General features: G+C 44.5%; 38 protein-coding genes. 6 read left to right on the forward strand and 32 right to left on the reverse strand.

What is annotated here, in order from left to right; genetic code table 11:
* Window positions 1-167: 167 nt before the first annotated feature.
* The 30 genes from FTT75_RS11045 to FTT75_RS11190 form a co-directional block, all read right to left on the reverse strand.
* A complete protein-coding gene (locus tag FTT75_RS11045; protein WP_180186426.1) occupies window positions 168-1,658 on the reverse strand; it encodes an NAD(P)/FAD-dependent oxidoreductase in 1,491 nt (496 codons plus the stop codon).
* Window positions 1,659-1,873: 215 nt separating this feature from the next.
* Complete coding sequence (gene rplQ / locus FTT75_RS11050) at window positions 1,874-2,239, reverse strand: 50S ribosomal protein L17 (RefSeq protein ID WP_004281488.1); 366 nt, start codon at window positions 2,237-2,239, stop codon at window positions 1,874-1,876.
* An 18-nt stretch (window positions 2,240-2,257) separates the two neighbouring features.
* The gene (locus tag FTT75_RS11055; RefSeq protein ID WP_005094131.1) at window positions 2,258-3,265 is read right to left on the reverse strand and encodes a DNA-directed RNA polymerase subunit alpha; all 1,008 of its coding nucleotides are present in this window, start codon (window positions 3,263-3,265) and stop codon (window positions 2,258-2,260) included.
* Window positions 3,266-3,281: 16 nt separating this feature from the next.
* Complete coding sequence (gene rpsD, locus FTT75_RS11060) at window positions 3,282-3,908, reverse strand: 30S ribosomal protein S4 (RefSeq protein WP_005094132.1); 627 nt, start codon at window positions 3,906-3,908, stop codon at window positions 3,282-3,284.
* Between the two features lie 12 nt (window positions 3,909-3,920).
* On the reverse strand, window positions 3,921-4,307 hold the full coding sequence (gene rpsK / locus FTT75_RS11065) for a 30S ribosomal protein S11 (protein WP_004281491.1): 387 nt from the start codon (window positions 4,305-4,307) through the stop codon (window positions 3,921-3,923).
* A gap of 19 nt (window positions 4,308-4,326) precedes the next feature.
* Window positions 4,327-4,683 (reverse strand): 30S ribosomal protein S13, encoded by a 357-nt coding sequence (rpsM, locus tag FTT75_RS11070; protein ID WP_004281492.1) that lies wholly within the window; start codon window positions 4,681-4,683, stop codon window positions 4,327-4,329.
* 105 nt (window positions 4,684-4,788) lie between these two features.
* On the reverse strand, window positions 4,789-4,905 hold the full coding sequence (gene rpmJ / locus FTT75_RS11075) for a 50S ribosomal protein L36 (RefSeq protein WP_000867907.1): 117 nt from the start codon (window positions 4,903-4,905) through the stop codon (window positions 4,789-4,791).
* A 20-nt stretch (window positions 4,906-4,925) separates the two neighbouring features.
* A complete protein-coding gene (secY, locus tag FTT75_RS11080) occupies window positions 4,926-6,245 on the reverse strand; it encodes a preprotein translocase subunit SecY (protein WP_171063316.1) in 1,320 nt (439 codons plus the stop codon).
* A gap of 45 nt (window positions 6,246-6,290) precedes the next feature.
* The gene (rplO, locus tag FTT75_RS11085) at window positions 6,291-6,731 is read right to left on the reverse strand and encodes a 50S ribosomal protein L15 (protein ID WP_005094137.1); all 441 of its coding nucleotides are present in this window, start codon (window positions 6,729-6,731) and stop codon (window positions 6,291-6,293) included.
* A 3-nt stretch (window positions 6,732-6,734) separates the two neighbouring features.
* Window positions 6,735-6,911: a 50S ribosomal protein L30 gene (gene rpmD / locus FTT75_RS11090; RefSeq protein WP_005094139.1), complete on the reverse strand. Its 177-nt coding sequence runs from the start codon at window positions 6,909-6,911 to the stop codon at window positions 6,735-6,737.
* Between the two features lie 6 nt (window positions 6,912-6,917).
* Complete coding sequence (gene rpsE, locus FTT75_RS11095; RefSeq protein ID WP_004281496.1) at window positions 6,918-7,415, reverse strand: 30S ribosomal protein S5; 498 nt, start codon at window positions 7,413-7,415, stop codon at window positions 6,918-6,920.
* 2 nt (window positions 7,416-7,417) lie between these two features.
* Window positions 7,418-7,768, reverse strand: a complete 351-nt coding sequence (rplR, locus tag FTT75_RS11100) for a 50S ribosomal protein L18 (RefSeq protein WP_004281497.1) — start codon at window positions 7,766-7,768, stop codon at window positions 7,418-7,420.
* 14 nt (window positions 7,769-7,782) lie between these two features.
* Window positions 7,783-8,316: a 50S ribosomal protein L6 gene (gene rplF, locus FTT75_RS11105; RefSeq protein WP_005094142.1), complete on the reverse strand. Its 534-nt coding sequence runs from the start codon at window positions 8,314-8,316 to the stop codon at window positions 7,783-7,785.
* Window positions 8,317-8,329: 13 nt separating this feature from the next.
* Window positions 8,330-8,725, reverse strand: a complete 396-nt coding sequence (rpsH, locus tag FTT75_RS11110; protein ID WP_005094144.1) for a 30S ribosomal protein S8 — start codon at window positions 8,723-8,725, stop codon at window positions 8,330-8,332.
* A 12-nt stretch (window positions 8,726-8,737) separates the two neighbouring features.
* Window positions 8,738-9,043: a 30S ribosomal protein S14 gene (rpsN, locus tag FTT75_RS11115; RefSeq protein ID WP_004732275.1), complete on the reverse strand. Its 306-nt coding sequence runs from the start codon at window positions 9,041-9,043 to the stop codon at window positions 8,738-8,740.
* Window positions 9,044-9,052: 9 nt separating this feature from the next.
* Window positions 9,053-9,589 (reverse strand): 50S ribosomal protein L5, encoded by a 537-nt coding sequence (gene rplE, locus FTT75_RS11120; protein WP_005094146.1) that lies wholly within the window; start codon window positions 9,587-9,589, stop codon window positions 9,053-9,055.
* Window positions 9,590-9,605: 16 nt separating this feature from the next.
* Window positions 9,606-9,923: a 50S ribosomal protein L24 gene (rplX, locus tag FTT75_RS11125; protein WP_004281502.1), complete on the reverse strand. Its 318-nt coding sequence runs from the start codon at window positions 9,921-9,923 to the stop codon at window positions 9,606-9,608.
* Between the two features lie 9 nt (window positions 9,924-9,932).
* Complete coding sequence (gene rplN, locus FTT75_RS11130) at window positions 9,933-10,301, reverse strand: 50S ribosomal protein L14 (RefSeq protein WP_005094147.1); 369 nt, start codon at window positions 10,299-10,301, stop codon at window positions 9,933-9,935.
* A gap of 91 nt (window positions 10,302-10,392) precedes the next feature.
* A complete protein-coding gene (gene rpsQ, locus FTT75_RS11135; protein WP_004281504.1) occupies window positions 10,393-10,650 on the reverse strand; it encodes a 30S ribosomal protein S17 in 258 nt (85 codons plus the stop codon).
* Complete coding sequence (rpmC, locus tag FTT75_RS11140; protein WP_004281505.1) at window positions 10,647-10,844, reverse strand: 50S ribosomal protein L29; 198 nt, start codon at window positions 10,842-10,844, stop codon at window positions 10,647-10,649. Before rpmC ends, rpsQ begins: the two co-directional genes overlap by 4 nt.
* Entirely contained in the window at window positions 10,844-11,257 is a 414-nt protein-coding gene (gene rplP / locus FTT75_RS11145; protein ID WP_004281506.1) for a 50S ribosomal protein L16, read from the reverse strand. Before rplP ends, rpmC begins: the two co-directional genes overlap by 1 nt.
* Before the next feature lie 3 nt (window positions 11,258-11,260).
* Entirely contained in the window at window positions 11,261-12,013 is a 753-nt protein-coding gene (rpsC, locus tag FTT75_RS11150) for a 30S ribosomal protein S3 (RefSeq protein WP_004281507.1), read from the reverse strand.
* 1 nt (window position 12,014) lies between these two features.
* The gene (gene rplV, locus FTT75_RS11155) at window positions 12,015-12,344 is read right to left on the reverse strand and encodes a 50S ribosomal protein L22 (RefSeq protein WP_001982638.1); all 330 of its coding nucleotides are present in this window, start codon (window positions 12,342-12,344) and stop codon (window positions 12,015-12,017) included.
* Between the two features lie 11 nt (window positions 12,345-12,355).
* Window positions 12,356-12,631 (reverse strand): 30S ribosomal protein S19, encoded by a 276-nt coding sequence (rpsS, locus tag FTT75_RS11160; RefSeq protein ID WP_004281508.1) that lies wholly within the window; start codon window positions 12,629-12,631, stop codon window positions 12,356-12,358.
* 19 nt (window positions 12,632-12,650) lie between these two features.
* Entirely contained in the window at window positions 12,651-13,475 is an 825-nt protein-coding gene (gene rplB / locus FTT75_RS11165; protein WP_005094148.1) for a 50S ribosomal protein L2, read from the reverse strand.
* A gap of 11 nt (window positions 13,476-13,486) precedes the next feature.
* Window positions 13,487-13,807, reverse strand: a complete 321-nt coding sequence (rplW, locus tag FTT75_RS11170) for a 50S ribosomal protein L23 (protein ID WP_005094149.1) — start codon at window positions 13,805-13,807, stop codon at window positions 13,487-13,489.
* Window positions 13,804-14,406, reverse strand: a complete 603-nt coding sequence (gene rplD, locus FTT75_RS11175; RefSeq protein WP_005094150.1) for a 50S ribosomal protein L4 — start codon at window positions 14,404-14,406, stop codon at window positions 13,804-13,806. Before rplD ends, rplW begins: the two co-directional genes overlap by 4 nt.
* A gap of 11 nt (window positions 14,407-14,417) precedes the next feature.
* A complete protein-coding gene (rplC, locus tag FTT75_RS11180; RefSeq protein WP_005094152.1) occupies window positions 14,418-15,056 on the reverse strand; it encodes a 50S ribosomal protein L3 in 639 nt (212 codons plus the stop codon).
* A gap of 60 nt (window positions 15,057-15,116) precedes the next feature.
* The gene (gene rpsJ / locus FTT75_RS11185) at window positions 15,117-15,428 is read right to left on the reverse strand and encodes a 30S ribosomal protein S10 (RefSeq protein ID WP_000070912.1); all 312 of its coding nucleotides are present in this window, start codon (window positions 15,426-15,428) and stop codon (window positions 15,117-15,119) included.
* A gap of 246 nt (window positions 15,429-15,674) precedes the next feature.
* Entirely contained in the window at window positions 15,675-16,436 is a 762-nt protein-coding gene (locus FTT75_RS11190) for a type 1 glutamine amidotransferase (protein ID WP_100357820.1), read from the reverse strand.
* A 161-nt stretch (window positions 16,437-16,597) separates the two neighbouring features.
* Here FTT75_RS11190 and FTT75_RS11195 point away from each other — a divergent pair, with 161 nt between their 5' ends.
* The 6 genes from FTT75_RS11195 to FTT75_RS11220 all read left to right on the forward strand — a co-directional run bounded on the left by FTT75_RS11195 (window position 16,598) and on the right by FTT75_RS11220 (window position 21,820).
* Window positions 16,598-17,800 (forward strand): PLP-dependent transferase, encoded by a 1,203-nt coding sequence (locus FTT75_RS11195; protein WP_005094155.1) that lies wholly within the window; start codon window positions 16,598-16,600, stop codon window positions 17,798-17,800.
* A 59-nt stretch (window positions 17,801-17,859) separates the two neighbouring features.
* Window positions 17,860-18,066: a hypothetical protein gene (locus FTT75_RS15985; protein ID WP_180186425.1), complete on the forward strand. Its 207-nt coding sequence runs from the start codon at window positions 17,860-17,862 to the stop codon at window positions 18,064-18,066.
* Between the two features lie 316 nt (window positions 18,067-18,382).
* Complete coding sequence (gene hmpA, locus FTT75_RS11205) at window positions 18,383-19,594, forward strand: NO-inducible flavohemoprotein (RefSeq protein ID WP_100355133.1); 1,212 nt, start codon at window positions 18,383-18,385, stop codon at window positions 19,592-19,594.
* Between the two features lie 89 nt (window positions 19,595-19,683).
* Window positions 19,684-20,136: an Rrf2 family transcriptional regulator gene (locus FTT75_RS11210; protein ID WP_005094159.1), complete on the forward strand. Its 453-nt coding sequence runs from the start codon at window positions 19,684-19,686 to the stop codon at window positions 20,134-20,136.
* Window positions 20,137-20,224: 88 nt separating this feature from the next.
* Complete coding sequence (yihA, locus tag FTT75_RS11215; RefSeq protein ID WP_005168732.1) at window positions 20,225-21,169, forward strand: ribosome biogenesis GTP-binding protein YihA/YsxC; 945 nt, start codon at window positions 20,225-20,227, stop codon at window positions 21,167-21,169.
* A gap of 231 nt (window positions 21,170-21,400) precedes the next feature.
* Complete coding sequence (locus FTT75_RS11220) at window positions 21,401-21,820, forward strand: VOC family protein (protein WP_005168733.1); 420 nt, start codon at window positions 21,401-21,403, stop codon at window positions 21,818-21,820.
* Here the strand turns inward: FTT75_RS11220 and FTT75_RS11225 are convergent.
* Together FTT75_RS11225 and FTT75_RS11230 are read right to left on the reverse strand one after the other, a co-directional pair.
* Window positions 21,817-23,055, reverse strand: a complete 1,239-nt coding sequence (locus tag FTT75_RS11225) for a dicarboxylate/amino acid:cation symporter (RefSeq protein ID WP_034608350.1) — start codon at window positions 23,053-23,055, stop codon at window positions 21,817-21,819. The genes FTT75_RS11220 and FTT75_RS11225 overlap by 4 nt on opposite strands.
* Before the next feature lie 176 nt (window positions 23,056-23,231).
* Window positions 23,232-24,104: an acyl-CoA thioesterase II gene (locus FTT75_RS11230; protein WP_180076353.1), complete on the reverse strand. Its 873-nt coding sequence runs from the start codon at window positions 24,102-24,104 to the stop codon at window positions 23,232-23,234.
* Between the last annotated feature and the right edge of the window lie 59 nt (window positions 24,105-24,163).

Consider the following 24,163-nt stretch of genomic DNA (forward strand, 5'->3'; position numbering starts at 1 on the left):
TCATGAAATACGGTATTCTGATGTGACAAAACCTGAATCCTGGTCGTTAAAGTGTTTGTTTGCACTCATATTTTAACTGTTAGGACTCAGGTTTTTTTTATTTAAAGCAAACTATGGGACAGCAGTGGTCACTCAGGACTCCTTTTTCTTTAGTTCAATATCCGACTTTAAGAGACCAGACGCGGTTTATGTTTGAGAGCCTTGCTGTTTTTTTTAAATTTCAGCACCCTATCTTCAAACGAAGCCTGTTTAAGTTCCTTACGATCTGCAAGATAATTGTTGCTGACTTTCCACGGTGCATGTTTACCTTGTTTTGGCATCACATCTGCAGCACGGGCAATATAGCCCGAACTGAGACTACCCATCACAGTATCCTCTAGAAATTCAGTCTGATCACCCTGAGCGATGACTTCAGCATAGCCCTGCTGATCCATATAGTTCAGCAAACGGCAAATGTACTCAGCGGCAATATCCACTTTTAAAGTCCAAGAGGCATTGATATAACCAATAATTAGCGCCATATTCGGCACATCACTAACCATGATGCCTCTATACAGCATATGTTGTGAGGTATCGACAGGTTGACCATCAATCGTCGCCTGAATTCCACCAAGAATCTGGATATTTAAGCCTGTGGCTGAAACGATAATATCTGCCTCCAGATGTTGACCCGATTTCAGCTGAATGCCAGTTTCAGTCAAGCTTTCGATCTGATCCGTTACAACTAATGCCTGCCCTTCACGTAAAATTTTAAACAGATCACCATCCGGCACCACGCATAGGCGCTGATCCCACGGCTCATAATTCGGGGTAAAGTGTTTCATATCCACTTTACCTTTGAGCTGAAACTGCACGGATTTAAGTAACAGCGTTTTTAACAGTTTTGGCTGTTTTTGTGCCAAGGCATAAATTCCGCGCTGCATGCCAATATTCCGGGCACGGGTAATTTTATAGGCCACATCTTCTGGTAGATACTGCCGCATCTTTGCATAAATCATATCAATAGAGGGCACTGAAGCGATATAGGTCGGAGAACGCTGTAACATGGTCACATGCCCGGCGCCGCCTTTGACCATCGCTGGAACTAAAGTAATCGCGGTGGCACCACTACCAATGATCACCACTTTTTTGCCCTGATAATCTAAATTTTCCGGCCAATGCTGCGGATGAATGAATTGACCTTTAAAAGCCTCCTGATTTGGAAACTCGGGCTGAAAACCTTGGTCATAGTTGTAATAACCGGTACAACTCAGTACGAAATTCGCAATCCAGATCTGCTTCTTGCCGTGTTCATCCTCAATCTCTACTGACCATTTGCAGGCCATAGAATCATAGTTGGCGGTTAACACACGGTGTTGATAATGAATTTTCGATTCCAGATTAAATTCATCTACTACTTCGGCCAGATAACCCTTAATCGAAGCGCCATCGGCAAGTACACTGGCTTTTTTCCAAGGTTTAAAATTAAAACCAAAGGTCGACATATCCGAATCAGAACGAATTCCCGGATATTTAAATAAATCCCAGGTTCCGCCAATGCTGGCACGTCGCTCAATAATTTCAAATGAGCGCTGCGGACAATGTTTAGAAAGATGCGCTGCCAGACCAATTCCCGAGATCCCCGCACCCACAATTAAAATATCGATTTGCTTTTCCATATTGTTCTTTTACCTAAGCGATACTATCTGTTTTTATTAAATCACAAAATTGACAATACACAATGTCAAGTTTGATAAAAAGCCATTATTTTTTTATCTTTTCAGGCCAGATTAGTTCTGCATGATGCAAATACCTGAAAATAAATTTCAGACATTAAAAAAGGCCGGTTTATTCAACCGACCTTTTCGAACAACTTGCGTTATTCTTCACGAAATTAGTTAACTTCGCGATCTACTAGCTCAACGTAAGCCATCGGTGCAGCATCACCTGCACGGAAGCCCGCTTTAAGAACACGTAGATAACCGCCGTTACGCTCTTTGTAACGAGGGCCAAGAACGGTAAATAATTTACCAACAGTTGCTGCTGAACGAGTACGAGCAAACGCCAAACGACGGTTTGCTACTGTATCGTTTTTAGCTAAAGTGATTAAAGGCTCAGCTACACGACGTAACTCTTTCGCTTTAGGCACAGTTGTTTTGATCAACTCGTGCTCGAACAAAGAGTTAGCCATGTTTTGGAACATCGCTTTACGATGGCTGCTTGTACGGCCTAATTTCACACCACTATTACGATGACGCATGGTGATAGTCCTACTTAATTAACGGCTACGATAGGCGAAACGATCGTCCATACGGAGACTAGCCGGTGGCCAGTTCTCTAAACGCATGCCGAGTTGTAAGCCTTTAGAAGCCAGAACATCTTTGATCTCAGTAAGCGATTTTTTACCCAAGTTAGGAGTTTTAAGCAACTCAACTTCAGTACGCTGTACAAGATCACCAATGTAGTAAATGTTTTCTGCTTTCAAACAGTTAGCAGAACGAACAGTTAGCTCTAGATCATCTACTGGGCGAAGCAAGATTGGGTCAACTTCTTCACGCGGCTCTTGAGCCACAGGTGCTTGATCTTTCTGAAGGTCAACAAAGATTGCAATTTGTTGTTGCAAGATTGTTGCCGCTTTACGGATTGCTTCTTCAGGATCTACAGTACCATTGGTTTCAAGATCAATGACCAATTTGTCAAGGTCAGTACGTTGTTCTACACGAGCGTTTTCCACTGTATAAGACACACGTTTGATTGGGCTATAAGAAGCATCTAACTGCAAGCGACCCACTGGGCGAGTTTCGCCTTCTGGGAAGCGTGAATCAGAAGTCTCGTAGCCACGACCTTGAGCAACTTTCAGACGCATTTTCAATGAGCCTGAGGCACTTAAAGTACCGATCAAATGTTCAGGGTTAACCACTTCAACATTATGAGGTAAACGAAGGTCAGCCGCAGTTACGTCGCCTGCACCTTGTTTCTCTAATGTTAAGTATGCTTCATTTTGATCGAACAGCTTAATCGACAATCCTTTTAGGTTCAGCAAGAGCTCGACGATGTCCTGCTGCAAGCCTTCCAAAGTACTGTACTCGTGCTCGACCCCTTCAATCTCAACTTCTACCACAGCTGCGCCAGGTAGAGAAGAAAGAAGGATGCGACGTAAAGCATTACCCAGAGTATGACCAAAGCCACGCTCTAAAGGTTCTAGAATAACTTTTGCCGAGGTCCCGCTTGCCGCTTCGACCTTGATCGCTTGCGGAGTTAGAAACTCATTTGCAGTACGCGTCATATTGCTTCCTCAAGGATTATTTAGAATACAATTCTACAATCAAGCTTTCGTTGATTTCAGCAGGTAAATCAGAACGATCCGGTGCAGCTTTGAACGTACCTTCTAATTTAGAATGGTCGATTTCCATCCAAGAAGGCATGCCACGTTGAGTTGCTAATTCAATTGCGTTTTTGATACGTAATTGTTGTTTAGCGCCTTCGTGAACTGCGATCACATCACCCGCTTTAACTTGGATAGACGCAATGTTAACACGACGGCCATTCAAAGTGATGCTGCGGTGAGATACTAACTGACGAGCTTCTGCGCGAGTAGAACCGAAACCCATACGATAAACAACGTTATCAAGACGGCTTTCAAGTAGCTTCAACAAGTTTTCACCAGTTGCGCCTTTAACACGAGCAGCTTCTTTGTAGTAGTTACTAAATTGACGCTCTAAAACACCGTACATACGACGTACTTTTTGTTTTTCACGTAATTGTAGTGAGTACTCAGACTGTTTACCGCCACGAGCTCCACCATGTTGGCCAGGAGCTTTAGCGTGTTTTTTAGTTTTTACATCAAACGGTTTAACGCCTGATTTAAGTTGCAGGTCTGTCCCTTCGCGGCGAGAGAGTTTGCATTTTGGACCAATATAACGAGCCATGAATGTTTCTCCTTACACGCGACGTTTTTTAGGTGGACGGCAACCGTTGTGCGGGATTGGCGTCACATCGGTAATGCTGTTAATTTTATAACCCACTGCACCTAAAGCACGAACCGCAGATTCACGACCAGGACCAGGACCTTTTACAAGGACGTCCAAGTTTTTCAAACCGTAGTCTAAAGCAGCTTTACCAGCAACTTCAGCAGCTACCTGAGCAGCGAACGGAGTTGATTTACGTGATCCACGGAAGCCTTGTCCACCTGAAGTGGCCCAAGCCAGTGCATTACCTTGACGATCGGTAATAGTCACAATGGTGTTATTAAAAGAAGCGTGAATGTGTGCGACACCTTCAGAGACGGTACGAGTGACCTTCTTGCGTGCGCGAGTATCTTTAGCCATCTTTTAGCTTCCAGAAATCTTATTTCTTAATAGGTTTGCGCGGACCTTTACGGGTACGAGCGTTAGTTTTGGTGCGTTGACCGCGGACAGGCAAGCTGCGACGATGACGAAGACCGCGATAGCAGCCTAAATCCATTAAACGTTTAATGTTCATGGAAATTTCGCGACGTAAATCACCTTCGGTCGGAACCTTAGCAACTTCTGCACGAATCGCATCAAGCTGAGCGTCATCTAATTCACGGATCTTAGTCGTTGGAGCAATACCCGCAGCAGCTAAAATAGCTTTTGAAGTATGGCGACCAATACCAAAGATATACGTTAGAGAGATAACAGCGTGCTTGTTATCCGGAATGTTTACACCGGCAATACGAGCCATTCAATTTTCTCCAAAAAGGCAGTAGATAATCAACCGCCCCACAAAAATCTTGAGGGGCGGATAATAACCCAATTCGCCTACAGAAATCAACAGGTCTTAATCAGATTAACCTTGACGCTGCTTATGACGAGGTTCTGCGCTACAAATTACGCGGATAACCCCATTACGACGGATAACTTTACAGCTACCACAAATTTTCTTAACAGAAGCTTGTACTTTCATGATGAAACCTCTAAGTGCGCTTATCCCTTAGGATGAGCTGTCGTTTTTCTCATTAACGTTTGATTATCGTACTGGTGCGAGGTGAGGTGTGACTGCAGCTGAGCCATAAAGTCCATCACTACTACCACAACAATCAGCAAAGAAGTACCACCCAAATAGAATGGAATACCAAATGAACTTTGCAACACCATCGGCATCAAACAAATGACGGTGATGTAAATCGCGCCAATAAATGTCAAACGACTGAGAATATGATCTAAGTAACGAGCAGTTTGCTCACCTGGACGTATACCAGGCACATAAGCTCCGCTGCGTTTCAAGTTCTCTGACACTTCTTTAGGACTAAATACCAGTGCTGTATAGAAGTAACAGAAAAAGATAATTAACGCACCAAAGAGCACCAAATACAACGGCTGACCAGGCGACAATACCAATGCTACATCTTGCAGGCTACGCTGAATAAATCCGGCATTCGGATCTGCACTACCCACCCACTGGCCTAAGCTCGCAGGGAACAACAGCAATGAGCTGGCAAAAATTGCCGGAATCACACCCGCCATATTAATTTTCAATGGCAAATGTGTCTGTTGTGCAGTAAATACACGACGACCTTGTTGTTTTTGAGCATAGTTGACCGGAATACGACGTTGCGCTTTCTCGATAAACACGATGGCTGCCAAAACACCCAGAGACAACAGACCAAAAATTACCAAGCCAATCAGGCTGGTCTGGCCATTATCTACAGATGACAAAGATTGCATAATTAAATTAGGCAATCCGGCAACAATACCCGCGAAGATGATCATGGAAATACCATTCCCCACCCCACGTTCGGTAATCTGCTCACCCAACCACATCAAGAACATGGTTCCCGCAACCAATGAGGTTACTGCAGGAATATAAAAAGCCAAACCAGTATTCAGGGTAATCCCCTGACTGATCAAGCCTGCACACATCCCGATTGCTTGTACAAGCGCCAGAAATAATGTGCCTTGTCGTGTGTATTGATTTATTTTACGTTTGCCTTGCTCGCCTTCTTTTTTCAAAGCTTCCAGCGAAGGAACCACTGTCGACATCAGCTGCACGATAATCGATGCAGAAATGTAGGGCATGATCCCAAGAGCAAGAATAGACATTCGTTCTAATGCACCACCGGAAAACATGTTAAACAAACCAAGGATAGTACCTTGGTTTGCATTAAACAGGTTTTCTAGGGCCGCATTATTGATGCCCGGTACTGGAATATGCGCTCCTAGCCGAAACACCAACAACGCACCAATGAGAAACATCATTCGACGAATAATTTCACGGTATTTCACATGAAATGGTTGGCCTTTCATCATGTTGACATGACCTGAAGAACTAGGAGTCATAGACACTGGGGATTACTCCTCGACTTTGCCGCCAGCAGCTTCAACAGCAGCTTTAGCGCCTTTAGTCAATGCAACACCTTGAACAGTGAATGCACGAGTAATTTCACCAGAAAGTACGATACGAGCACGGATCATGTCTTTACGTACAACGTTCGCCGCTTTTAAAGTTTCTAGAGACACGATGTCGCCTTCCACTTTAGCAAGCTCAGATAAACGTACTTCAGCAGTTTTCAAAGCCAATTGGCTAGTGAAGCCGAATTTAGGCAAACGACGATAAAGTGCTGTTTGACCGCCTTCGAAACCTGGACGAGTACCACCGCTCTTACGTGAGTTTTGACCCTTGACACCACGGCCACCGGTCTTACCAACGCCAGAACCGATACCACGGCCTACACGAAGGTTGTCACGTTTAGCACCTTCTGCAGGTGCAATTGTATTTAAACGCAGAGTCATGGCTTATTCCTCTACACTAACCATATAGTAGACTTGGTTGATCATACCACGGTTAGAAGGCGTATCTTGCACTTCTACAGTATGACCAATACGACGCAGACCTAAACCTTGCAGGCTCAGCTTATGATTTTTCAAGCGGTGCGATGCAGATTTAGTCTGGGTAACTTTAATCGTTTTCATGATTGATTACCCTTGAATTTGTTCTACTGAAAGACCACGTTTCGCAGCAACCTTCTCAGGAGTAGTCATATCACGCAAACCGTTGAAAGTTGCGTTAACTACGTTAGCAGCGTTAGTAGAACCACGGCATTTAGTCAAAACGTTACGTACACCTACAGCTTCTAGAACTGCACGCATAGCGCCACCAGCAATTACGCCTGTACCTTCAGAGGCAGGCTGCATGAATACGCGACTAGCGCCATGACGTGCATGAATTGGGTGCTGTAACGTACCATCAACAAGGTCAACAGTAATCATGTTGCGACGAGCAGCTTCAAGTGCTTTAGAGATAGCAGCTGGAACTTCACGTGCTTTACCACGACCAAAACCTACGCGACCATTACCATCACCCACAACAGTTAATGCTGTGAAAGAGAAGATACGACCACCCTTAACAACTTTGGCTACACGATCAACGGCAACCAGCTTTTCAACAAGACCTTCGTTTTGTTCAACTTTAGCCATGATTAGAACTCCAAGCCGTTTTCACGAGCAGCATCAGCCAAGGCTTTGATACGACCATGATATTTAAAACCAGAACGGTCAAATGCAACTTTAGTAACACCAGCTGCTTTAGCGCGTTCTGCGATTAAAGCACCTACTTTTTGAGCTGCTTCAACGTTACCAGTTGTACCTGCACGTAGAGTAGCGTCTAAAGTAGAAGCTTGCGCTAATACTTTGCCACCATCTGCAGAGATAACTTGAGCATAGATGTGACGCGGAGTGCGGTTTACACACAAACGAGTCGCACCCAATGCACGGATGTGCAAGCGTGTGCTTTTCGCACGACGCAAACGGGATTGTTTCTTTTCGTTCATAAGAACCTCGCGCCTTATTTCTTCTTAGCTTCTTTACGAAGTACAACTTCGTCAGAATAACGAACACCTTTGCCTTTATACGGCTCTGGTGGACGGTAACCACGGATATCTGCAGCAACCTGACCTAAAGCTGCTTTGTCAGCAGATTTAAGTACGATTTCAGTTGCAGTTGGAGTTTCAGCAGTTACACCTGCAGGAAGTGCATAATCGATCGGGTGAGAGAAACCAAGGTTAAGATGAACAACATCACCTTTAACCGCAGCTTTATAACCAACACCGATAAGCTGTAACTTACGTTCGAAACCTTCGCTAACACCTTTTACAAGGTTGTTAAGCACAGCGCGAGCAGTACCAGCTTGCATCCAAGCGTCTTTCGACTCTTGTACTGGAGCAATAGCCAGAGTACCGTCTTCCTGTTTAAGCTCGACCAGCGCATGCAGGTTGAAAGACAATGTACCTTTAGTGCCTTTCACTTCGACCTGCCGGCCGTTCTGAGTAACTGTTACACCATTCGGTACAGTTACTGGGGCTTTAGCCACACGAGACATGAGGAATCACCTATTAAGAAACAAAAGCAATAACTTCACCACCAACGCCTGCAGCACGTGCAGCGCGATCAGTCATGATGCCTTTGCTTGTAGAAACAATTGCAATACCTAAACCTTGCTTAACGCTTGGAAGTGCATCTTTACCGCGATACTGACGTAGACCTGGACGGCTTACGCGTTTCACAGTGTCAATCACTGGCTTGCCTTCAAAATATTTTAACGTAATTGTTAAAGTTGGTTTGCCTTCAGCTTCCGCAACTTCTACGTTAGAAATGTAACCTTCTTGTTGAAGTAAGTTAGCAATTGCAACTTTCAACTTAGAATTAGGCATAGAAACAGTTTGTTTCTTCGCCATTTGTGCGTTACGAACACGTGTTAGCATGTCGGCAACGGTATCTTGCATACTCATTTATAGTGCTCCTTACCAGCTTGCCTTAACAACGCCAGGTACATCACCTTGCATTACTGTTTCACGTAATTTGTTACGGCTTAAGCCGAACTTACGGAAATAGCCATGCGGACGACCAGTTAAACCACAACGGTTACGTAGACGTACTGGAGATGCATTACGTGGTAATGCTTGCAATTTCATCATCGCTTCGAAACGTTCTTCGTCTGATGCATTTACGTTTGCAATAACAGCTTTTAATTCAGCACGTTTTGCAGCGTATTTAGCAACAGTAGCTTCGCGTTTCAATTCGCGATTAATCATACCTTTCTTAGCCATATCGACCTCTTATTTGAACGGGAAGCCGAATGCACGCATAAGCGCACGGCCTTCGTCATCGGTGCGAGCAGTCGTAGTAATGGTAATGTCCATACCACGAATACGATCAATCTTGTCAAAATCGATTTCAGGGAACATGATCTGTTCCTTAAGACCCATTGAGTAGTTACCACGACCGTCGAATGATTTCGCAGAGAAACCACGGAAGTCACGGATACGAGGGATCGCAATCGAGATCAAACGGTCTAAGAATTCGTACATACGTTCGCCGCGTAAAGTAACTTTACAACCGATCGGCCAACCATCACGGATTTTAAAACCAGCGATTGATTTACGAGCTAACGTAAGTACTGGTTTTTGACCAGCGATAGCTTGCATATCTGAAAGAGCACCATCAAGGAGTTTTTTGTCAGCAGCAGCTGCGCCAACACCCATGTTGATCGTGATTTTAGTGATGCGAGGAATTTCCATCACATTTTTAACGCCTAAAGTCTCTAATAACTGAGCTTTAAGTTCGTCATTGTAACGTGTTTTAAGTCTGGCCATGGCCTATATCAACCTATTACTTCGCTACCGCCACTGATTCACCATTTGATTTGAATACGCGAGTTTTCACGCCATCAATCACTTGGTAACCAACACGGTCAGCCTTTTGGGTTGTAGCATTAAAAACTGCCACGTTTGAAATATGAAGCGAAGCTTCCTGAGTTACAACGCTACCTTCAGCGCCTGTAGCACGGTTCGGCTTTTGGTGCTTCTTCACCAAGTTAAGGCCTTCAACCTTAACACGGTCATTAGAAACAGACAGAACAGTACCCTGTTTGCCTTTTTCTTTACCTGCGATCACAATTACTTGATCGCCTTTTTTAATCTTAGCCATGATCGCCTCTTATAGAACTTCAGGAGCCAATGAAATAATTTTCATGAACTGTTCAGTACGAAGTTCACGAGTCACTGGTCCGAAAATACGAGTTGCAATCGGCGCTTTGTTGGTGTTCAAAATAACAGCAGCGTTATCGTCGAAACGAATCACTGAACCGTCTGCACGACGGATACCGAATTTTGTACGAACCACAACTGCATTCATCACGTCACCTTTTTTAACACGTGCGCGTGGAATTGCTTCTTTTACAGTAACTTTAATAATGTCGCCAACAGAAGCATAACGACGATGCGAGCCACCAAGTACTTTAATACATTGTACGCGGCGTGCACCACTGTTGTCTGCTACGTCGAGCATAGTTTCGGTCTGAATCATTGCCCTACTCCAAAACCGAGCAACACCGGTCGAAATTTCGAAAGGCTCAAAGAGTACTCGAAATTGACCGATGATGCAACAAGAACGTTAATTACTCAGCAGCTGCTTCAACAACTTCAACTAGAGTCCAAGACTTAGTTTTAGAAATTGGGCGGCTTTCTTTAATGGTTACAACATCACCAGCTTTCGCTGTGTTGTTCTCATCATGAGCATGTAATTTTGTTGAACGGCGGATTAATTTGCCATACAACGGGTGTTGAACTTGGCGTTCAATAAGAACAACGATAGATTTATCCATCTTGTCGCTTACAACTTTGCCAGTTAACGTGCGGACTGTTTTATCACTCATTGTCCGTTCCCCTGTTTTTCGGTAAGGAGGGTCTTAATACGAGCAATCGTCTGACGAGTAAGTGCAACTTCATGCGATTTACCCAATTGACCAGTTGCTTTCGCCATACGAAGACGGAATTGGTTAAGCTGTTGCTCATCAAGCAAAGCTGTCAACTCTTCTACCGACTTTTCACGTAGATCTTTAGTTTTCATTACATTACCGTCCGAGTCACGATAGCGGTTTTAAACGGAAGCTTAGCTGCTGCAAGCGTAAACGCTTCGCGAGCCAATTCTTCGTTAACACCATCAATTTCGTACAAGACTTTACCTGGTTTGATTTGGCAAACCCAATATTCCACAGAACCTTTACCTTTACCCATACGCACTTCAAGCGGCTTAGAAGTAATCGGCTTGTCCGGGAATACACGGATAAAGATCTTACCACCACGCTTAATACGACGGCTAATTGTACGACGCGCTGCTTCAATTTGACGCGCAGTCATTTGACCACGTTCAACTGATTTAAGTGCAATAGTACCGAAAGATACTGTGCTACCGCGGTGTGCTAGACCAGTGTTACGGCCTTTCTGCACTTTACGGAATTTAGTACGCTTAGGTTGCAACATGGATTATTCTCCTTTTTCAGCAGAACGATCATTGCGACGACCACGACGCTCTTGACCTTCACCACGACCACGACCGCGTTTAGCTGGACGTTCTTCTGCTGGAGCTGGGTTCATGACTTGTTTCATGCCGCCCAAGATCTCACCGCGGAAGATCCAAACTTTAACACCGATCGTACCGTAAGTAGTCTCAGCACGCATAGTCGCATAGTCGATATCTGCACGAAGCGTATGTAGAGGTACACGACCTTCACGATACCACTCAGTACGAGCAATCTCAGCACCACCTAAACGGCCTGAAACTTCTACTTTGATACCTTTAGCACCAGCACGCATTGTGTTTTGTACCGCACGCTTCATAGCACGACGGAACATTACACGTTTTTCCAATTGAGAAGCAATTGCTTCAGCAACTAGACGCGCGTCTAAGTCTGGACGATCAATTTCATTGATACTTACTTGCGCAGGAACACCCATGATAGATGTTAATTCGCGTTGTAGTTTCTCAATATCTTCGCCTTTTTTACCGATTACGATACCAGGACGAGCAGTGCTAATAGTTACTTTAGCAGCGCCTGTAGGACGTTCGATAAGAATGTTGCTGATCATCGCGTTTTTAAGTTTTTTGATTAAAAACTCACGAACTTGAAGATCTTTAAGCAAGTATTCAGCGTATTGTTTCGGATTCGCATACCAGTTAGCGTTATGACGTTTCACAACACCTAGGCGGATACCGATTGGATGAACCTTCTGACCCATATCAAACCCCTACCTTAACGGTGATGTGACAAGTACGCTTAGTAATACGATCTGCACGGCCTTTAGCACGTGGCATAATACGTTTCAGGCTCATGCCTTCATCAACGTAGATCGTAGAAACTTTAAGGTCGTCTACATCTAAACTGTTATTGTGTTCAGCGTTTGCAATCGCAGATTCCAACGCTTTCTTAACTAGAACTGCAGCTTTTTTGTTGCTGAAGTTAAGGATGTTAAGCGCGTGCGCAACAGATTTGCCGCGGATAAGATCTGCAACCAAACGAGCTTTTTGTGCCGAGATAGCGGCACCGCGTAATTTAGCAGTTACTTCCATCATAGCACCCATTAACGTTTAGATTTCTTGTCAACACCGTGACCGCGATAGGTACGAGTTGGTGCAAATTCACCAAGCTTGTGACCAACCATGTGTTCAGAAACGATCACAGGAACGTGGTTACGGCCATTGTGTACAGAAATTGTTAAACCAACAAAATCCGGTAGGATCATCGAACGACGCGACCAAGTTTTGATCGGCTTACGGTTATTAGCCGCGATAGCCGCTTCAACCTTAGCGAACAAGTGCGCATCGACGAATGGGCCTTTTTTCAGAGAACGAGGCATTGTCAGATTCCTTTACTTGTTACTTAACGCGACGGTCGCGAATGATCATCTTAGTCGTACGCTTATTGGTACGTGTCTTGTACCCTTTAGCTTTTTGACCCCATGGGCTTACAGGTTGAATACCTTTGTTACGCCCTTCACCACCACCGTGCGGATGGTCAACCGGGTTCATTGCCATACCACGAACGGTAGGACGAACACCACGCCAGCGCGATGCACCAGCTTTACCAAGCGAACGAAGGTTGCTTTCCGAGTTAGATACTTCACCTAACACAGCGCGACATTCAACGTGAATTTTACGCATCTCGCCTGAACGTAGACGAACGATAGCGTAAGAACCGTCACGACCCAACAGCTGAACTGAAGTACCAGCTGAACGAGCAATCTGCGCGCCTTTACCGATTTTAAGTTCGATGTTGTGAAGAGTAGAACCGATTGGCATGTTGCGAAGCGGCAAGCAGTTACCTGGACGAATTGGAGCATCGTTACCAGACTGTACTTTATCGCCAGCGCGAAGGCCTTTAGGAGCGATGATATAACGACGTTCACCATCAGCATACAATACAAGTGCAATGTGTGCAGTACGGTTAGGATCGTATTCGATACGCTCTACAGTTGCAGGAATACCATCTTTGTTACGCTTAAAGTCAACTAGACGGTAGTGCTGCTTATGACCGCCACCAACGTGACGAGTCGTGATGTGACCGTTGTTGTTACGGCCGCCAGTACGTTTTTTAGCTTCAACCAACGGAGAGTACGGTGCGCCTTTGTGAAGGTGATCATGAACCACTTTCTCTACAAAGCGACGTCCTGGAGACGTTGGCTTACATTTTTGAATAGGCATAATTCTCGTCCTTATTCCGCTGTGCTTTCAGCGGTATCGCCCAAGTCAGCCATTTCAACATCTTGGCCAGCTTTCAGGGTGACGTATGCTTTTTTAACATCAGAACGACGTCCTAATGTTTTACCAAAGCGTTTAGACTTACCTTTAGTGATAGTCGTGTTAACTTTAACAACTTCTACACCAAAGAGTTGTTCCACTGCTTTTTTGATTTCAAGCTTGTTTGCATTGATAGCAACTTTAAACACTTGAACACCAGCAGTTTCACCTAAAACTTGTGCTTTTTCTGAGAATACAGGTCCTTGCAGGACTTGATAGATACGTTCGTTGTTCATCCGAGTTCTACCTCAATTTTCTTAGCAGCAGCTACAGACATAACAACTTTGTCGAACGCAATCAAGCTAACAGGATCGATTGCAGCAGCATCAACCACATCTACGTGTGGAATATTGCGTGCAGCAAGATACAAGTTCTCATCAACAGCATCGGTAACGATCAATGCACGAGTTGCATTCAAGTCGTTAAGCTTTGCAAGCAATTCTTTAGTTTTTGGAGCTGCAACAGCAAACTCATCAACTAAAATTAGGCGATCTTGACGAACAAGTTCAGCCATGATGCATTGCATAGCACCGCGGTACATTTTACGGTTTACTTTTTGAGACCAGTCTTGTGGACGAGCAGCAAAAGTTTTACCACCGCCAACCCAGATTGGGCTACGAATAGAACCAGCACGAGCACGGCCAGTACCTTTTTGACGGAATGGCTTGCGGCCACCGCCAGAAACGTCTGCACGTGATTTCTGAGCTTTTGAACCTTGACGGCCACCAGCTAAATAAGCTGTAACCACTTGGTGAACAAGAGCTTCATTAAATTCACGACCGAACGCAACTTCTGATAATTCAACAGCAGAGCCGGAAACAGTATTTAAATTCACGTTATTTCCCCTCAGGCCTTGATCGTAGGACGAACGATTACGTCGCCACCAGTAGCACCAGGAACCGCGCCTTTAACAACAAGAACTGAACGTTCTGTGTCGATAGCAACGATCTCAAGACCCTGTGTAGTTACGCGTTCAGCACCTAAATGGCCAGCCATTTTTTTGCCTTTGAATACGCGACCAGGAGTCTGGTTTTGACCAGTAGAACCTAAAACACGGTGAGAAAGCGAGTTACCGTGAGTTGCATCTTGCGTACGGAAGTTCCAACGCTTAACACCACCTTGGAAACCTTTACCTTTAGATTGACCAGTTACGTCAACAACTTGACCAACCTGGAACAATTCAACGGTAAGCGTACCACCAACTTCACGACCTTCAAGATCAGCTTCTGTAGCGCGGAATTCTTGAACTAGACGACCAGCTGCAACACCTGCTTTCGCAAAGTGGCCTTTCTGAGCGTTAGTTACGCGAGATTCGCGACGTTCACCAGTAGTGATTTGAATCGCTTGATAACCATCAGTTTCAAGCGTTTTGATTTGAGTGATGCGGTTAGGATCAACCTCAATCACTGTAACAGGCACAGAAACACCAGCATCTGTAAAGATACGTGTCATACCGCACTTGCGACCGACTAAACCAATAGCCATGTGCATAAACCTCTAAAAAAGCGGCCTAATTAACTTAGAGTGTTAATTAACCCGAAAGCCTTAACCCAATGCGATCTGAACATCAACACCAGCTGCAAGATCTAACTTCATCAATGCATCTACAGTTTTGTCTGTAGGTTGAACGATGTCGATCAAACGCTTGTAAGTACGGATTTCGTACTGGTCACGCGCGTCTTTGTTTACGTGTGGTGATGTTAAAACGTTAAAACGTTCAATGCGTGTTGGCATTGGAATTGGACCACACACTTGTGCTCCAGTACGTTTTGCGGTTTCTACGATTTCTTGAGCAGATTGATCAATCAGGCGATGATCAAAAGACTTAAGACGGATACGAATTCTCTGGTTAGACATACCAGTAAACTCCAAGCCAAATATATAAAGAATCACTCCTGACGCATCTCACCCCACTTTAATACGGGTAAGTGTCAAGAGCAGTGAAATATCACTAAGGTCGTGATCGATGCCACGACTGTAACGATAGTTAACTACTTTATTCGCAGTTAACCCCCTTCCTATCGAAGGGTCGCTTATTATAGCCATTGTTTAATGCATAAGCAAATCCCTTTTATGGTTTTATCCAAGTTTTCAATTTACCCCCTAAAACAAGAGTTTATTTTCTGAATGCGGGGCAGTTTTCGCCAAGACATATTCTATAGCTCGATTTAATATCTGATTTCCTTCAACAAACTTATTTTTATGGGTCTTTTTTAATTCAGAGAGATCCTGAACATATTTTCCTGAAAATTGTGCAAGCTGCTCCTCATCTTCCAAAAATAAAGACAGGATTTCTGGAGTACTCTCTGGATGAAACTGAAAACCGAGCACATTTTTACCCAACTGGTACATCTGATTACGACAGGCTTGGTTTTCTGCCAGATGCACTGCCCCTTTGGGTATTTCAAAGCTTTCACTATGCCATTGCAGAATATTGAACTGTTCGGGTAAGCTAAAACATTCTTGCGGTAGATTGGCTACCTTGTGTACCGTGGCCCAGCCCAATTCCTGCTCAGGATTACGACTGACGCCCGCCCCCAATGCATTGGCAATCAATTGTCCACCCAGGCATAAACCGATTGCCGGTTTGCCATGTGACAGATAACGACGCAACCAGCGTTTCTCTATCTTTAACCAGGGGAAATTCGCCTCATCATTGACACTCATGGTTCCGCCCATGATGATCAGTAAATCGACGTCCTCAACCCTTGGCAAAGCCTCAATCTCTAAAGGACGATCCAACGGTAAAGCAAAAAACTCAGTCGCACTAATGTACGCCTGATACTGCTTTAAAAACTCATGACAACTACCATAGCCTTCACCAGCAATATGCTGAAAATAATGCACTTTTAAATGCGACTTCATGCTCCTCAACCTATTTTTTAGCTAGATAGTTTTAGGTTTTGCAAAAATGAAGCCAACTTTTTTCAAGGACCAATTTTTTTAACAATTCACAACCGAACTGGCAGTGAGTCACAGATTCTCTTAAGCTAAGGTAATATTTGATTACATTTAAGGGCATTCACGTGAAAAAAAACGCTCAAACCACCCTGATTCATGCACCACGAAAAGCCCCTCAATCCATTTCTACGGTTCAACCTCCCCTGTTTCGTGCATCGACCATTATTTTTGAGAATACTGATGCGCTATTTAATCGCCACTGGACCGATGCTTATGACTATAGCTACGGCACCCATGGCACACCCACGACATTTACCTTAGGCGATAACATCGCGCAAATTGAAGGCGGTGAATACTGCCTACTTGCGCCGAGCGGTTTATCCGCCATTAACCTGGTGAATTCTTGTTTCTTGAGCCAAGGTGATGAAGTCTGGGTTGCCGATAACATCTATGGCCCAAACATGGAACATCTGCGCAATCTGGAAACGCGTTATGGCATTGCGGTCAAAGTGTATAACCCGCTTGAGGTCGAAACCTTTACACCAAGTGAAAAAGCAAAACTGCTTTGGCTGGAAGCAGCCGGTTCAGTCACACTGGAGTTTCCAGATCTGGTCGGTTTAATCAAAAAAGCCCAGGCACATCATATTTTGACGGCGCTGGATAATACCTGGGGCGCAGGTCTGGCTTTTAATGCTTTTGATTTTGGCGAAGAGCATTTAAGTGTCGATATCACGGTTCATGCCCTGACCAAATATCCAAGCGGTGGTGGCGACATCTTGATGGGCTCAGTTGTTACACGAGATAAAACCCTGCATCACAAACTGTTCCGTACCCATGCCATTCAGGGCATTAGTGTTTCTGGTGATGATGTGGCGCAGGTACAACGCAGTCTGGCTTCGATGCAACTGCGTTATCAGCATCAGTCCGAAAGCGCACTGACTTTAATGAAGTGGCTCAAACAGCAAACTGAGCTTGTTCAAGTTTTACATCCAGCCGATCCAGATTGCGCTGGACATCAATACTGGAAAGATATTTGCAAGACAGGTCAAAGTGCCGGCCTGGTTAGCGTGATTTTTGATCATTCTTATAAGCTGCAAGATATTCGCAATTTCTGTGACAGCTTAAACCTGTTTAAGCTCGGCTTTAGCTGGGGTGGCCCTGTCAGCCTGGTCATGCTCTATAACTTAAAAGACATGCGTGTACTGGAACATTCACATTTAAAACATGGCTTTCTGGTTCGCTTCTGTATCGGACTGGAACATCCGCAAGATTTGATTCAAGATATCCAGTACGCCCTAGAACACATGAAAAAGCCTAAAAATGAATGATAAACAATAGGAAAAGTTAGGTGAACACTATTTGGTATTACTAAAAAACCACAAATACCATGCAAGACATTGTCTTATGCTCACAGCTTACCAGTCGGCATGGTCTGCTTGTCGGTTTAACTGAAACTAAAAAAACAGTCACTCTTATTTATGAACAGAGTGTCGATCGGAATAGTGCTTTTGAAATGCTGCAAAACCCAAGTGGCCGAACCTCAAAAAATGCCAAACAAGCAGAATTTGCAAAACAGCAAGCCAAGGAACAGTGACCTCTAACCGGTGAGCAACAAAAGGAATTAGAACACGCGACTTAGGCAACCTGAAGAGTTCATAAAAGATACTGATCGATTTATCAAACTGCGCACGCAGGCTCGGAGATGATACCGGGGAGAATTGTCCGCGAGTTTCATGACTGCTTTTTCAGTGAAAATAGCACGATTTATTCCTATCAAGATTTTTAAAATTATGGGATATTCAGATATCCCATAATTTTTTTATGGTTTTATTAAAAGATGTATTTACAAGGCATGCTTTAAGATGTATTTTAAATACATCTTATAAATAAACAGCCATGAGAGATCAAACATGACTCCGCAGCAAATTGACCTTGTAAAAGCAACAGTGCCTGTACTCCGCGAAAATGGTGTGGCACTCACGGGCTATTTTTATAACCGCATGTTAGGCAACAACCCTGCCCTTAAAGAAACGTTTAATATGGGTCACCAACGCAGTGGTGCACAGGCGCAAGCCCTTGCCGGCGCTGTATTGGCCTATGCCGAAAATATTGAAGACCCATCTGTACTTTTACCTGTGGTTGAGCTGATCGCACATAAACACGTGAGCTTAAACATTCAAGCGCCAGACTATAATATTGTGGGTGAAAACCTGCTGCATTCTATTAGTGAAGTATTAAGCATCCCGATGGAAGATCCATTAATTGATGCTTGGGCTACAGCTTATGGTCAATTGGCTGACTTGTTCATCAGCACTGAAAAAACGATCTATGAGCAGCATCAGCAAACCAAAGGTAGCTGGTTAGGCTGGCGCAATTTCAAAATTGCCCAAAAAGTAGTGGAAAGTGACGAGATTACTTCAATCTATCTACAACCGGTCGATGGTGGTGATTTACCGAAATATGAAGCCGGTCAATATATTTCAGTTCGTGTATTCGTAGAAGAACTTGGCTTAAAACAGCCGCGTCAATATACGCTTTCAACCAGCCCTCAAGCAGACTATTTGCGTATTTCAGTTAAACGTGAACCGGGCAATGGCGCAGATCAAGTTGCAGGTTGGGTGTCTAACACTCTACATGGTTTGCCGGAAGGTTCAGAAATTGAAGTATCTGCACCAACAGGTAACTTCTACCTGATCGATCCAGCTAAACGTAATGTGTTTATCAGTGGTGGTGTTGGCCTGACGCCAATGATCGCGATGCTGAACCAGCTGGTGACTCTGGATATGCCACAACCTGTGACCTTTATCCATGCTTGCCGTAGCAAACAGGTTCATGCGATGCACCAGCATATTCATGACCTGAAAGCAAAATATCCGCGCTTAAGCACCCTTACTGCTTATGAATTTCCACATCAAGCTGACAAACTGGGTGAGGATTATGATGTAGCAGGTCGTCTGGATCTGAGTACAGTTGATGCAGCGCTGTTACCAGTCAATGCCGATTACTACCTTTGCGGCCCAATGCCATTTATGGCAGAACAGCAAAAAGCACTCGTTGCCCGCGGTATTCCTGCTGAAAATATTCATAGTGAAGCATTTGGTACAGGTGGGGTTCACCACTAAGCCCTCGCTTCAAGCTGAATAGGTGGGGCTAGTCTGGTTATGCTAGACTAGCCCTTATCTATTTAATTCTTAAAGATATTAGTGCGATCATGCAATTAAACAAATTTACCGACTATGCTTTGCGTATTTTAATGTACATCTCCCAGCCGCGAGATACGCCGTATACGATTGCGGAAATTGCGCGAGATTTGTATGTGTCACAAAATCATTTAATGAAGATTGTGCATTTCATGTCGAAACAAGACTGGATTATTGCCACACGCGGTAAAGGCGGCGGCATCCGCTTAAATCCTACTACACTAAATCTAAAACTCGGTGAGATCGTGCTTAGCTTGCAGGGTGAAAATCATGTGATTGTCGAATGTAATACCCCACCCTGCGTACTGCGTAGCAATTGTGGTTTAAAAGGTATTCTCGACCATGCGCTGGAACAGTTTTACCAAAGCCTGAACCAATATACCCTGGCCGATGTGCTCACCCCATCTAACCAATCTCATTTTAGTACTGTTTCTCCAATCGGTTTAATTAACCTGATGGATTAAGTTGCAATAGCATTGCAAAGCAAAGTTCGCTTGCCTGTGCGACTTCCTTTATAATGTTTCTTTGTAGATCATTTATTGAAGTTGAGTTATGCACCACAGCAGAGGAAAATCCAAAAACAGTAAGACAGCCCATGCACCCAAGCAAAAGATCAGCTACGAGAAAAAAGTTGATTCTGCTATTACTGAATATTCTGTGCGCTCACTCAACTGGCTACGCAAAGCCGAATTTTTAATGAGTGCACCAAAACTCAGTCTTTGTGTAGAAGATACAGGCTATGAAATTGCTTTTGCCGGTCGCTCCAATGCCGGTAAATCCAGTGCGATTAATGCCCTGACCAACCAGAAACAGTTGGCACGTGCATCAAAAAGACCCGGCCGCACCCAGATGATTAACTTTTTTAGCTTGGGTAATCCAGATCAGCGTCTGGTCGATTTACCAGGCTATGGCTATGCTGCCGTACCAGAGGCGATGAAAATTGTTTGGCAAAAAGAACTGGAAAATTATCTGATTCATCGCAAAAGCTTACAGGGCTTGGTGCTGTTGATGGATATTCGTCATCCGCTACAACACTTTGATGTGATGATGCTGGAATGGGCTTATTCACGTCATTTGTTTGTGCATGTTCTTTTAACCAAATCAGATAAGCTGAATCGTGGCCCTGCCTCTAAAGCGCTTCAGGAAGTCAAAGCTGCATTGAAAAAAATGAAACTGGACTTCTCGATTCAATTGTTCTCCTCCATGAACAAAGAGGGACTTGAAGAACTGGCCAGCGTCATGGGCGGCCGTCTGAATTTCACTTTAGATCAATCAACTCAATTTGATTTGGACAGTATTCCGGAAGTATCGGCTCATGATCTAAATCAATTCGATGAACCAGTTGAACTCGACTCTGGGTCTGATGCAACTGCTATTGGTGAGGTTTCACCGCATGACTTAAATGAAGCTGAAGAACCGCTTGAATTACTTGAGCAGGATCAGTCAGAACTTAAAGCAGCAGATGAGCTAAACCAGAATAAACGCTCAGCTGAATAATCAAATGACAAAATATTTGATTGATTGATTTAAATTAAAAACCTCCGTTATGCCGCATAACGGAGGTTTTTTTCTAAGGTGATTTTCACCATATCAAGCTGGTCAAGTGATAGCAGCGCCGGATTGATCAGATTTACCTGTTTTTACATGAAGACTGCATTGTTTACTTAGTGATTAAATCCTGATTCATATTAGAATAAATCTTGATCAGCCTTAGATCAGGAACCCATTATGAAACCATCTATCTCTGTGATTACGCTGGCTGTTCAGGACATAGAACAGTCATTGCAATTTTATTGTGAGGGTTTAGGCTTTAAAAGCGACGGAATTATGGGGCAGGAATTTGAATATGGTGCGGTGGCGTTTATTCAACTGCAATCCGGTCTTAAGCTTGCCTTATGGCCGCAGCGCAGCCTTCAGCAAGATACCGGTCTTGAATTGAGTCCGATCTGCCCAACCCAAATGGCGCTGGGACATAATGTCTATAGTCCATTAGAGGTTGACCAGATCATGGTACTGGCTGAACGTGCGGGCGCTAAAATTATCAAAGCTGCACACACCACCTTTTATGGCGGATATGCTGGTTATTTTCAGGATCCCAATGGTCATCTCTGGGAAATTGTCTGGAATCCGGACTTAGATAAAGATTAAACCGGCGCTTCAGGTTCACGGGTATGCCGGTCTACCACCACACTGATCATCATATCGCCCTGCACATTCACCACGGTACGTACCGTATCCAGTAAACGGTCGATCGGCAATAAAATCGCAATCGCCTCGGCAGGCAATCCCACAGATTGCAACACCATAATCATGGTGACCATGCCAGCGCTTGGAATCCCAGGTGCGCCTAAGGATGCAATCATTGCCGTGGCACAGACCACCAGCTGTTGCCCCAGACTCAGATCCAGCCCCATTAAATTGGCAATAAACAAGGCGGCGGCTGCTTCATAGAGTGCTGTGCCATCCATATTCAGCTGTGTTCCCAGTGGAATCACAAAACCTGCCGTATGCGGACGTACGCCCAGATTTTCCTGCGCACATTTCATTGACAGTGGCATGGTGGCCGAACTGGAACTGGTGGCAAATGCGGTAATTAAAGCAGCGCGTGTGCCTTTAAAGAACGTGATCGGATCCATCTTGCCAAAAATCCACAGCAATAAAGGCAATACCACGATGCCATGGAAAATGGTGGTTCCGGTGACCACGGCCGCAAATTCAGCCAGACGACTGAGTACTGAAATATCCTCAGTCGCGATCAGCTTGGCCAATAAAGCAAAAATACCGAAAGGTGCCAGTTTCATCACCCAGCCAATCATCAACATCATGATTTCAAAAAACTGGTGACTCAACTTGCGCACGGTACGGAATTTATCTCCGCCTGCGACCAGTGCCACACCGACAAACAAGGCAAAGACCACCACTGCCAGGACATTGCCATCTGAAAATGCCTTAAACGGATTGATCAGGGTATTTTGGATAAAATTGGTAAAGAAAGAAGATGGCGTTAAGGTGTCCGGAGTCTGATGCTGCGCCATGGCATCCTGGAACATCAGTACATCGACACCCTTGCCGACATCAAACAGATGTGCACAGGCCAGACCTAAAATGAGTGCCAACGTCGTTGTGGTCACACAGCACATCAGGGTGATTTTCCAGGTGCGATTCAGTTGTCCGCCTGCCTGCAGATTGGATACCCCGACCACAATCGACGTAAAAATTAGCGGAACCAACAGCATTTTTAATAAGCCGATAAAAACACTGCTGACGATGCCGATGCCGTATAAACTGACATCAAAAAATGAGGTCTGCGGAAATATTGTGAGTAAAAATCCAAACAGCACCCCCAATACGGCGGCAATTAAAATTTGCGTATTTAAGCTCATCTTTTCATGCATTTTAATATAGATCTTAAGCGGCACTATGCCATGCCGATTCTACAGAATCGAGTAATATTTTATAAACGCGTGCCTAGAACAAGATCTCAAATAATGATTGTTCTGCGGATTAAAAACAAAAAAACCGAATCTGGGATTCGGCTTTTTGAGCAAAAATATAAAAATTATTGGGTTTCGATTTCACGTAAGCGGATCAGCCCTTCCTGCGTGGTACTACAGACCAGTTCGCCATTCTGCCACATCCGTCCAAAATTCAGACCACGCGAACTGGCACTCTGGGTGGCATCCATGTCATATAGCATCCATTCATCGGCACGAAATGGCTTATGGAAGTACATGGCATGGTCAATACTGGCACATTGCAGGCTTGGCGAAATATAGCTCAGACCATGTGGACGCAGTGCCGTGGTCATCAAGGTAAAGTCTGAATAGAAAGCGGCAATGGCCTGATGCAAAGAAATCTGATCCACTTCTACAGCAATTCGGTCATGGGTGCGGATATAGTGCGCATAAGACGGCGCTTCCGGTTGCGGCTGAAACGGATTTTGCGGATTGATCGGGCGAATCTCGACATGACGATCACGGGTGAAGGACGCACGGACATTTTCCGGAATAAACTCAATCATTTGTTTGATCAGTTCTGCTTCATTTTTCAGGCTTTCTGCTGGCGGATATTCCGGCTCTGAAATCTGGTAATTGAGACCTTCTTCCTGATGCGCAAAAGACACCATACACATAAAAATAGTGCGACCATGCTGAATCGCACGTACTTGACGGCTGACAAAGCTCTTGCCGTCACGGATACGATCCACTTCATAAATAATCGGTGCATTGACATCTCCACCAAACAGAAAATAGGCATGTAACGAGTGTGCCGGACGGTCTGTGGTATAAGACGCAGCGCGGAGTGCCTGCCCTAAAACCTGCCCACCAAACACGCGCTTGCCCACCAGATTACGGCTGATTCCCCGAAAAATGTTTTCTTCTAACTTTTCCAAGCTGAGCAGCTCGACCAGTTCCTGTGTTAAGGCATTCATAAGCAACCTACGTAATATTGGAGATATCCCAAAAATGGAAAAACAGATCTAAATAATTA

Source organism: Acinetobacter sp. YH01008, assembly GCF_013420435.1.
Classification (GTDB): Bacteria; Pseudomonadota; Gammaproteobacteria; order Pseudomonadales; family Moraxellaceae; genus Acinetobacter; species Acinetobacter pseudolwoffii.

Coding starts and splice junctions, on each gene's coding strand:
- FTT75_RS11045 (WP_180186426.1), bottom strand. CDS start 1,658: ATGGAAAAGCAAATCGATATTTTAATTGTGGGTGCGGGGATCTCGGGA.
- rplQ (WP_004281488.1), bottom strand. CDS start 2,239: ATGCGTCATCGTAATAGTGGTGTGAAATTAGGCCGTACAAGCAGCCAT.
- FTT75_RS11055 (WP_005094131.1), bottom strand. CDS start 3,265: ATGACGCGTACTGCAAATGAGTTTCTAACTCCGCAAGCGATCAAGGTC.
- rpsD (WP_005094132.1), bottom strand. CDS start 3,908: ATGGCTCGTTATATTGGTCCAAAATGCAAACTCTCTCGCCGCGAAGGG.
- rpsK (WP_004281491.1), bottom strand. CDS start 4,307: ATGGCTAAAGATACTCGCGCACGCAAGAAGGTCACTCGTACCGTCTCT.
- rpsM (WP_004281492.1), bottom strand. CDS start 4,683: ATGGCTCGTATTGCCGGTGTAAACATTCCGGATAACAAGCACGCTGTT.
- rpmJ (WP_000867907.1), bottom strand. CDS start 4,905: ATGAAAGTACAAGCTTCTGTTAAGAAAATTTGTGGTAGCTGTAAAGTT.
- secY (WP_171063316.1), bottom strand. CDS start 6,245: ATGAAAGGCCAACCATTTCATGTGAAATACCGTGAAATTATTCGTCGA.
- rplO (WP_005094137.1), bottom strand. CDS start 6,731: ATGACTCTGCGTTTAAATACAATTGCACCTGCAGAAGGTGCTAAACGT.
- rpmD (WP_005094139.1), bottom strand. CDS start 6,911: ATGAAAACGATTAAAGTTACCCAGACTAAATCTGCATCGCACCGCTTG.
- rpsE (WP_004281496.1), bottom strand. CDS start 7,415: ATGGCTAAAGTTGAACAAAACGAAGGTCTTGTTGAAAAGCTGGTTGCC.
- rplR (WP_004281497.1), bottom strand. CDS start 7,768: ATGAACGAAAAGAAACAATCCCGTTTGCGTCGTGCGAAAAGCACACGC.
- rplF (WP_005094142.1), bottom strand. CDS start 8,316: ATGTCTCGTGTGGCTAAAGCCCCAGTAACTGTACCGAATGGTGTAACA.
- rpsH (WP_005094144.1), bottom strand. CDS start 8,725: ATGAGTATGCAAGATACCGTTGCCGACATGCTAACACGTGTTCGTAAC.
- rpsN (WP_004732275.1), bottom strand. CDS start 9,043: ATGGCTAAGAAAGGTATGATTAATCGCGAATTGAAACGCGAAGCTACT.
- rplE (WP_005094146.1), bottom strand. CDS start 9,589: ATGGCCAGACTTAAAACACGTTACAATGACGAACTTAAAGCTCAGTTA.
- rplX (WP_004281502.1), bottom strand. CDS start 9,923: ATGGCTAAGATTAAAAAAGGCGATCAAGTAATTGTGATCGCAGGTAAA.
- rplN (WP_005094147.1), bottom strand. CDS start 10,301: ATGATTCAGACCGAAACTATGCTCGACGTAGCAGACAACAGTGGTGCA.
- rpsQ (WP_004281504.1), bottom strand. CDS start 10,650: ATGAGTGATAAAACAGTCCGCACGTTAACTGGCAAAGTTGTAAGCGAC.
- rpmC (WP_004281505.1), bottom strand. CDS start 10,844: ATGAAAACTAAAGATCTACGTGAAAAGTCGGTAGAAGAGTTGACAGCT.
- rplP (WP_004281506.1), bottom strand. CDS start 11,257: ATGTTGCAACCTAAGCGTACTAAATTCCGTAAAGTGCAGAAAGGCCGT.
- rpsC (WP_004281507.1), bottom strand. CDS start 12,013: ATGGGTCAGAAGGTTCATCCAATCGGTATCCGCCTAGGTGTTGTGAAA.
- rplV (WP_001982638.1), bottom strand. CDS start 12,344: ATGGAAGTAACTGCTAAATTACGCGGTGCCGCTATCTCGGCACAAAAA.
- rpsS (WP_004281508.1), bottom strand. CDS start 12,631: ATGCCTCGTTCTCTGAAAAAAGGCCCATTCGTCGATGCGCACTTGTTC.
- rplB (WP_005094148.1), bottom strand. CDS start 13,475: ATGCCTATTCAAAAATGTAAGCCAACGTCTCCAGGACGTCGCTTTGTA.
- rplW (WP_005094149.1), bottom strand. CDS start 13,807: ATGAACAACGAACGTATCTATCAAGTCCTGCAAGGACCTGTATTCTCA.
- rplC (WP_005094152.1), bottom strand. CDS start 15,056: ATGGCTATTGGTTTAGTCGGTCGCAAGTGCGGTATGACACGTATCTTT.
- rpsJ (WP_000070912.1), bottom strand. CDS start 15,428: ATGTCTAACCAGAGAATTCGTATCCGTCTTAAGTCTTTTGATCATCGC.
- FTT75_RS11190 (WP_100357820.1), bottom strand. CDS start 16,436: ATGAAGTCGCATTTAAAAGTGCATTATTTTCAGCATATTGCTGGTGAA.
- FTT75_RS15985 (WP_180186425.1), top strand. CDS start 17,860: ATGCAAGACATTGTCTTATGCTCACAGCTTACCAGTCGGCATGGTCTG.
- hmpA (WP_100355133.1), top strand. CDS start 18,383: ATGACTCCGCAGCAAATTGACCTTGTAAAAGCAACAGTGCCTGTACTC.
- FTT75_RS11210 (WP_005094159.1), top strand. CDS start 19,684: ATGCAATTAAACAAATTTACCGACTATGCTTTGCGTATTTTAATGTAC.
- yihA (WP_005168732.1), top strand. CDS start 20,225: ATGCACCACAGCAGAGGAAAATCCAAAAACAGTAAGACAGCCCATGCA.
- FTT75_RS11220 (WP_005168733.1), top strand. CDS start 21,401: ATGAAACCATCTATCTCTGTGATTACGCTGGCTGTTCAGGACATAGAA.
- FTT75_RS11225 (WP_034608350.1), bottom strand. CDS start 23,055: ATGAGCTTAAATACGCAAATTTTAATTGCCGCCGTATTGGGGGTGCTG.
- FTT75_RS11230 (WP_180076353.1), bottom strand. CDS start 24,104: ATGAATGCCTTAACACAGGAACTGGTCGAGCTGCTCAGCTTGGAAAAG.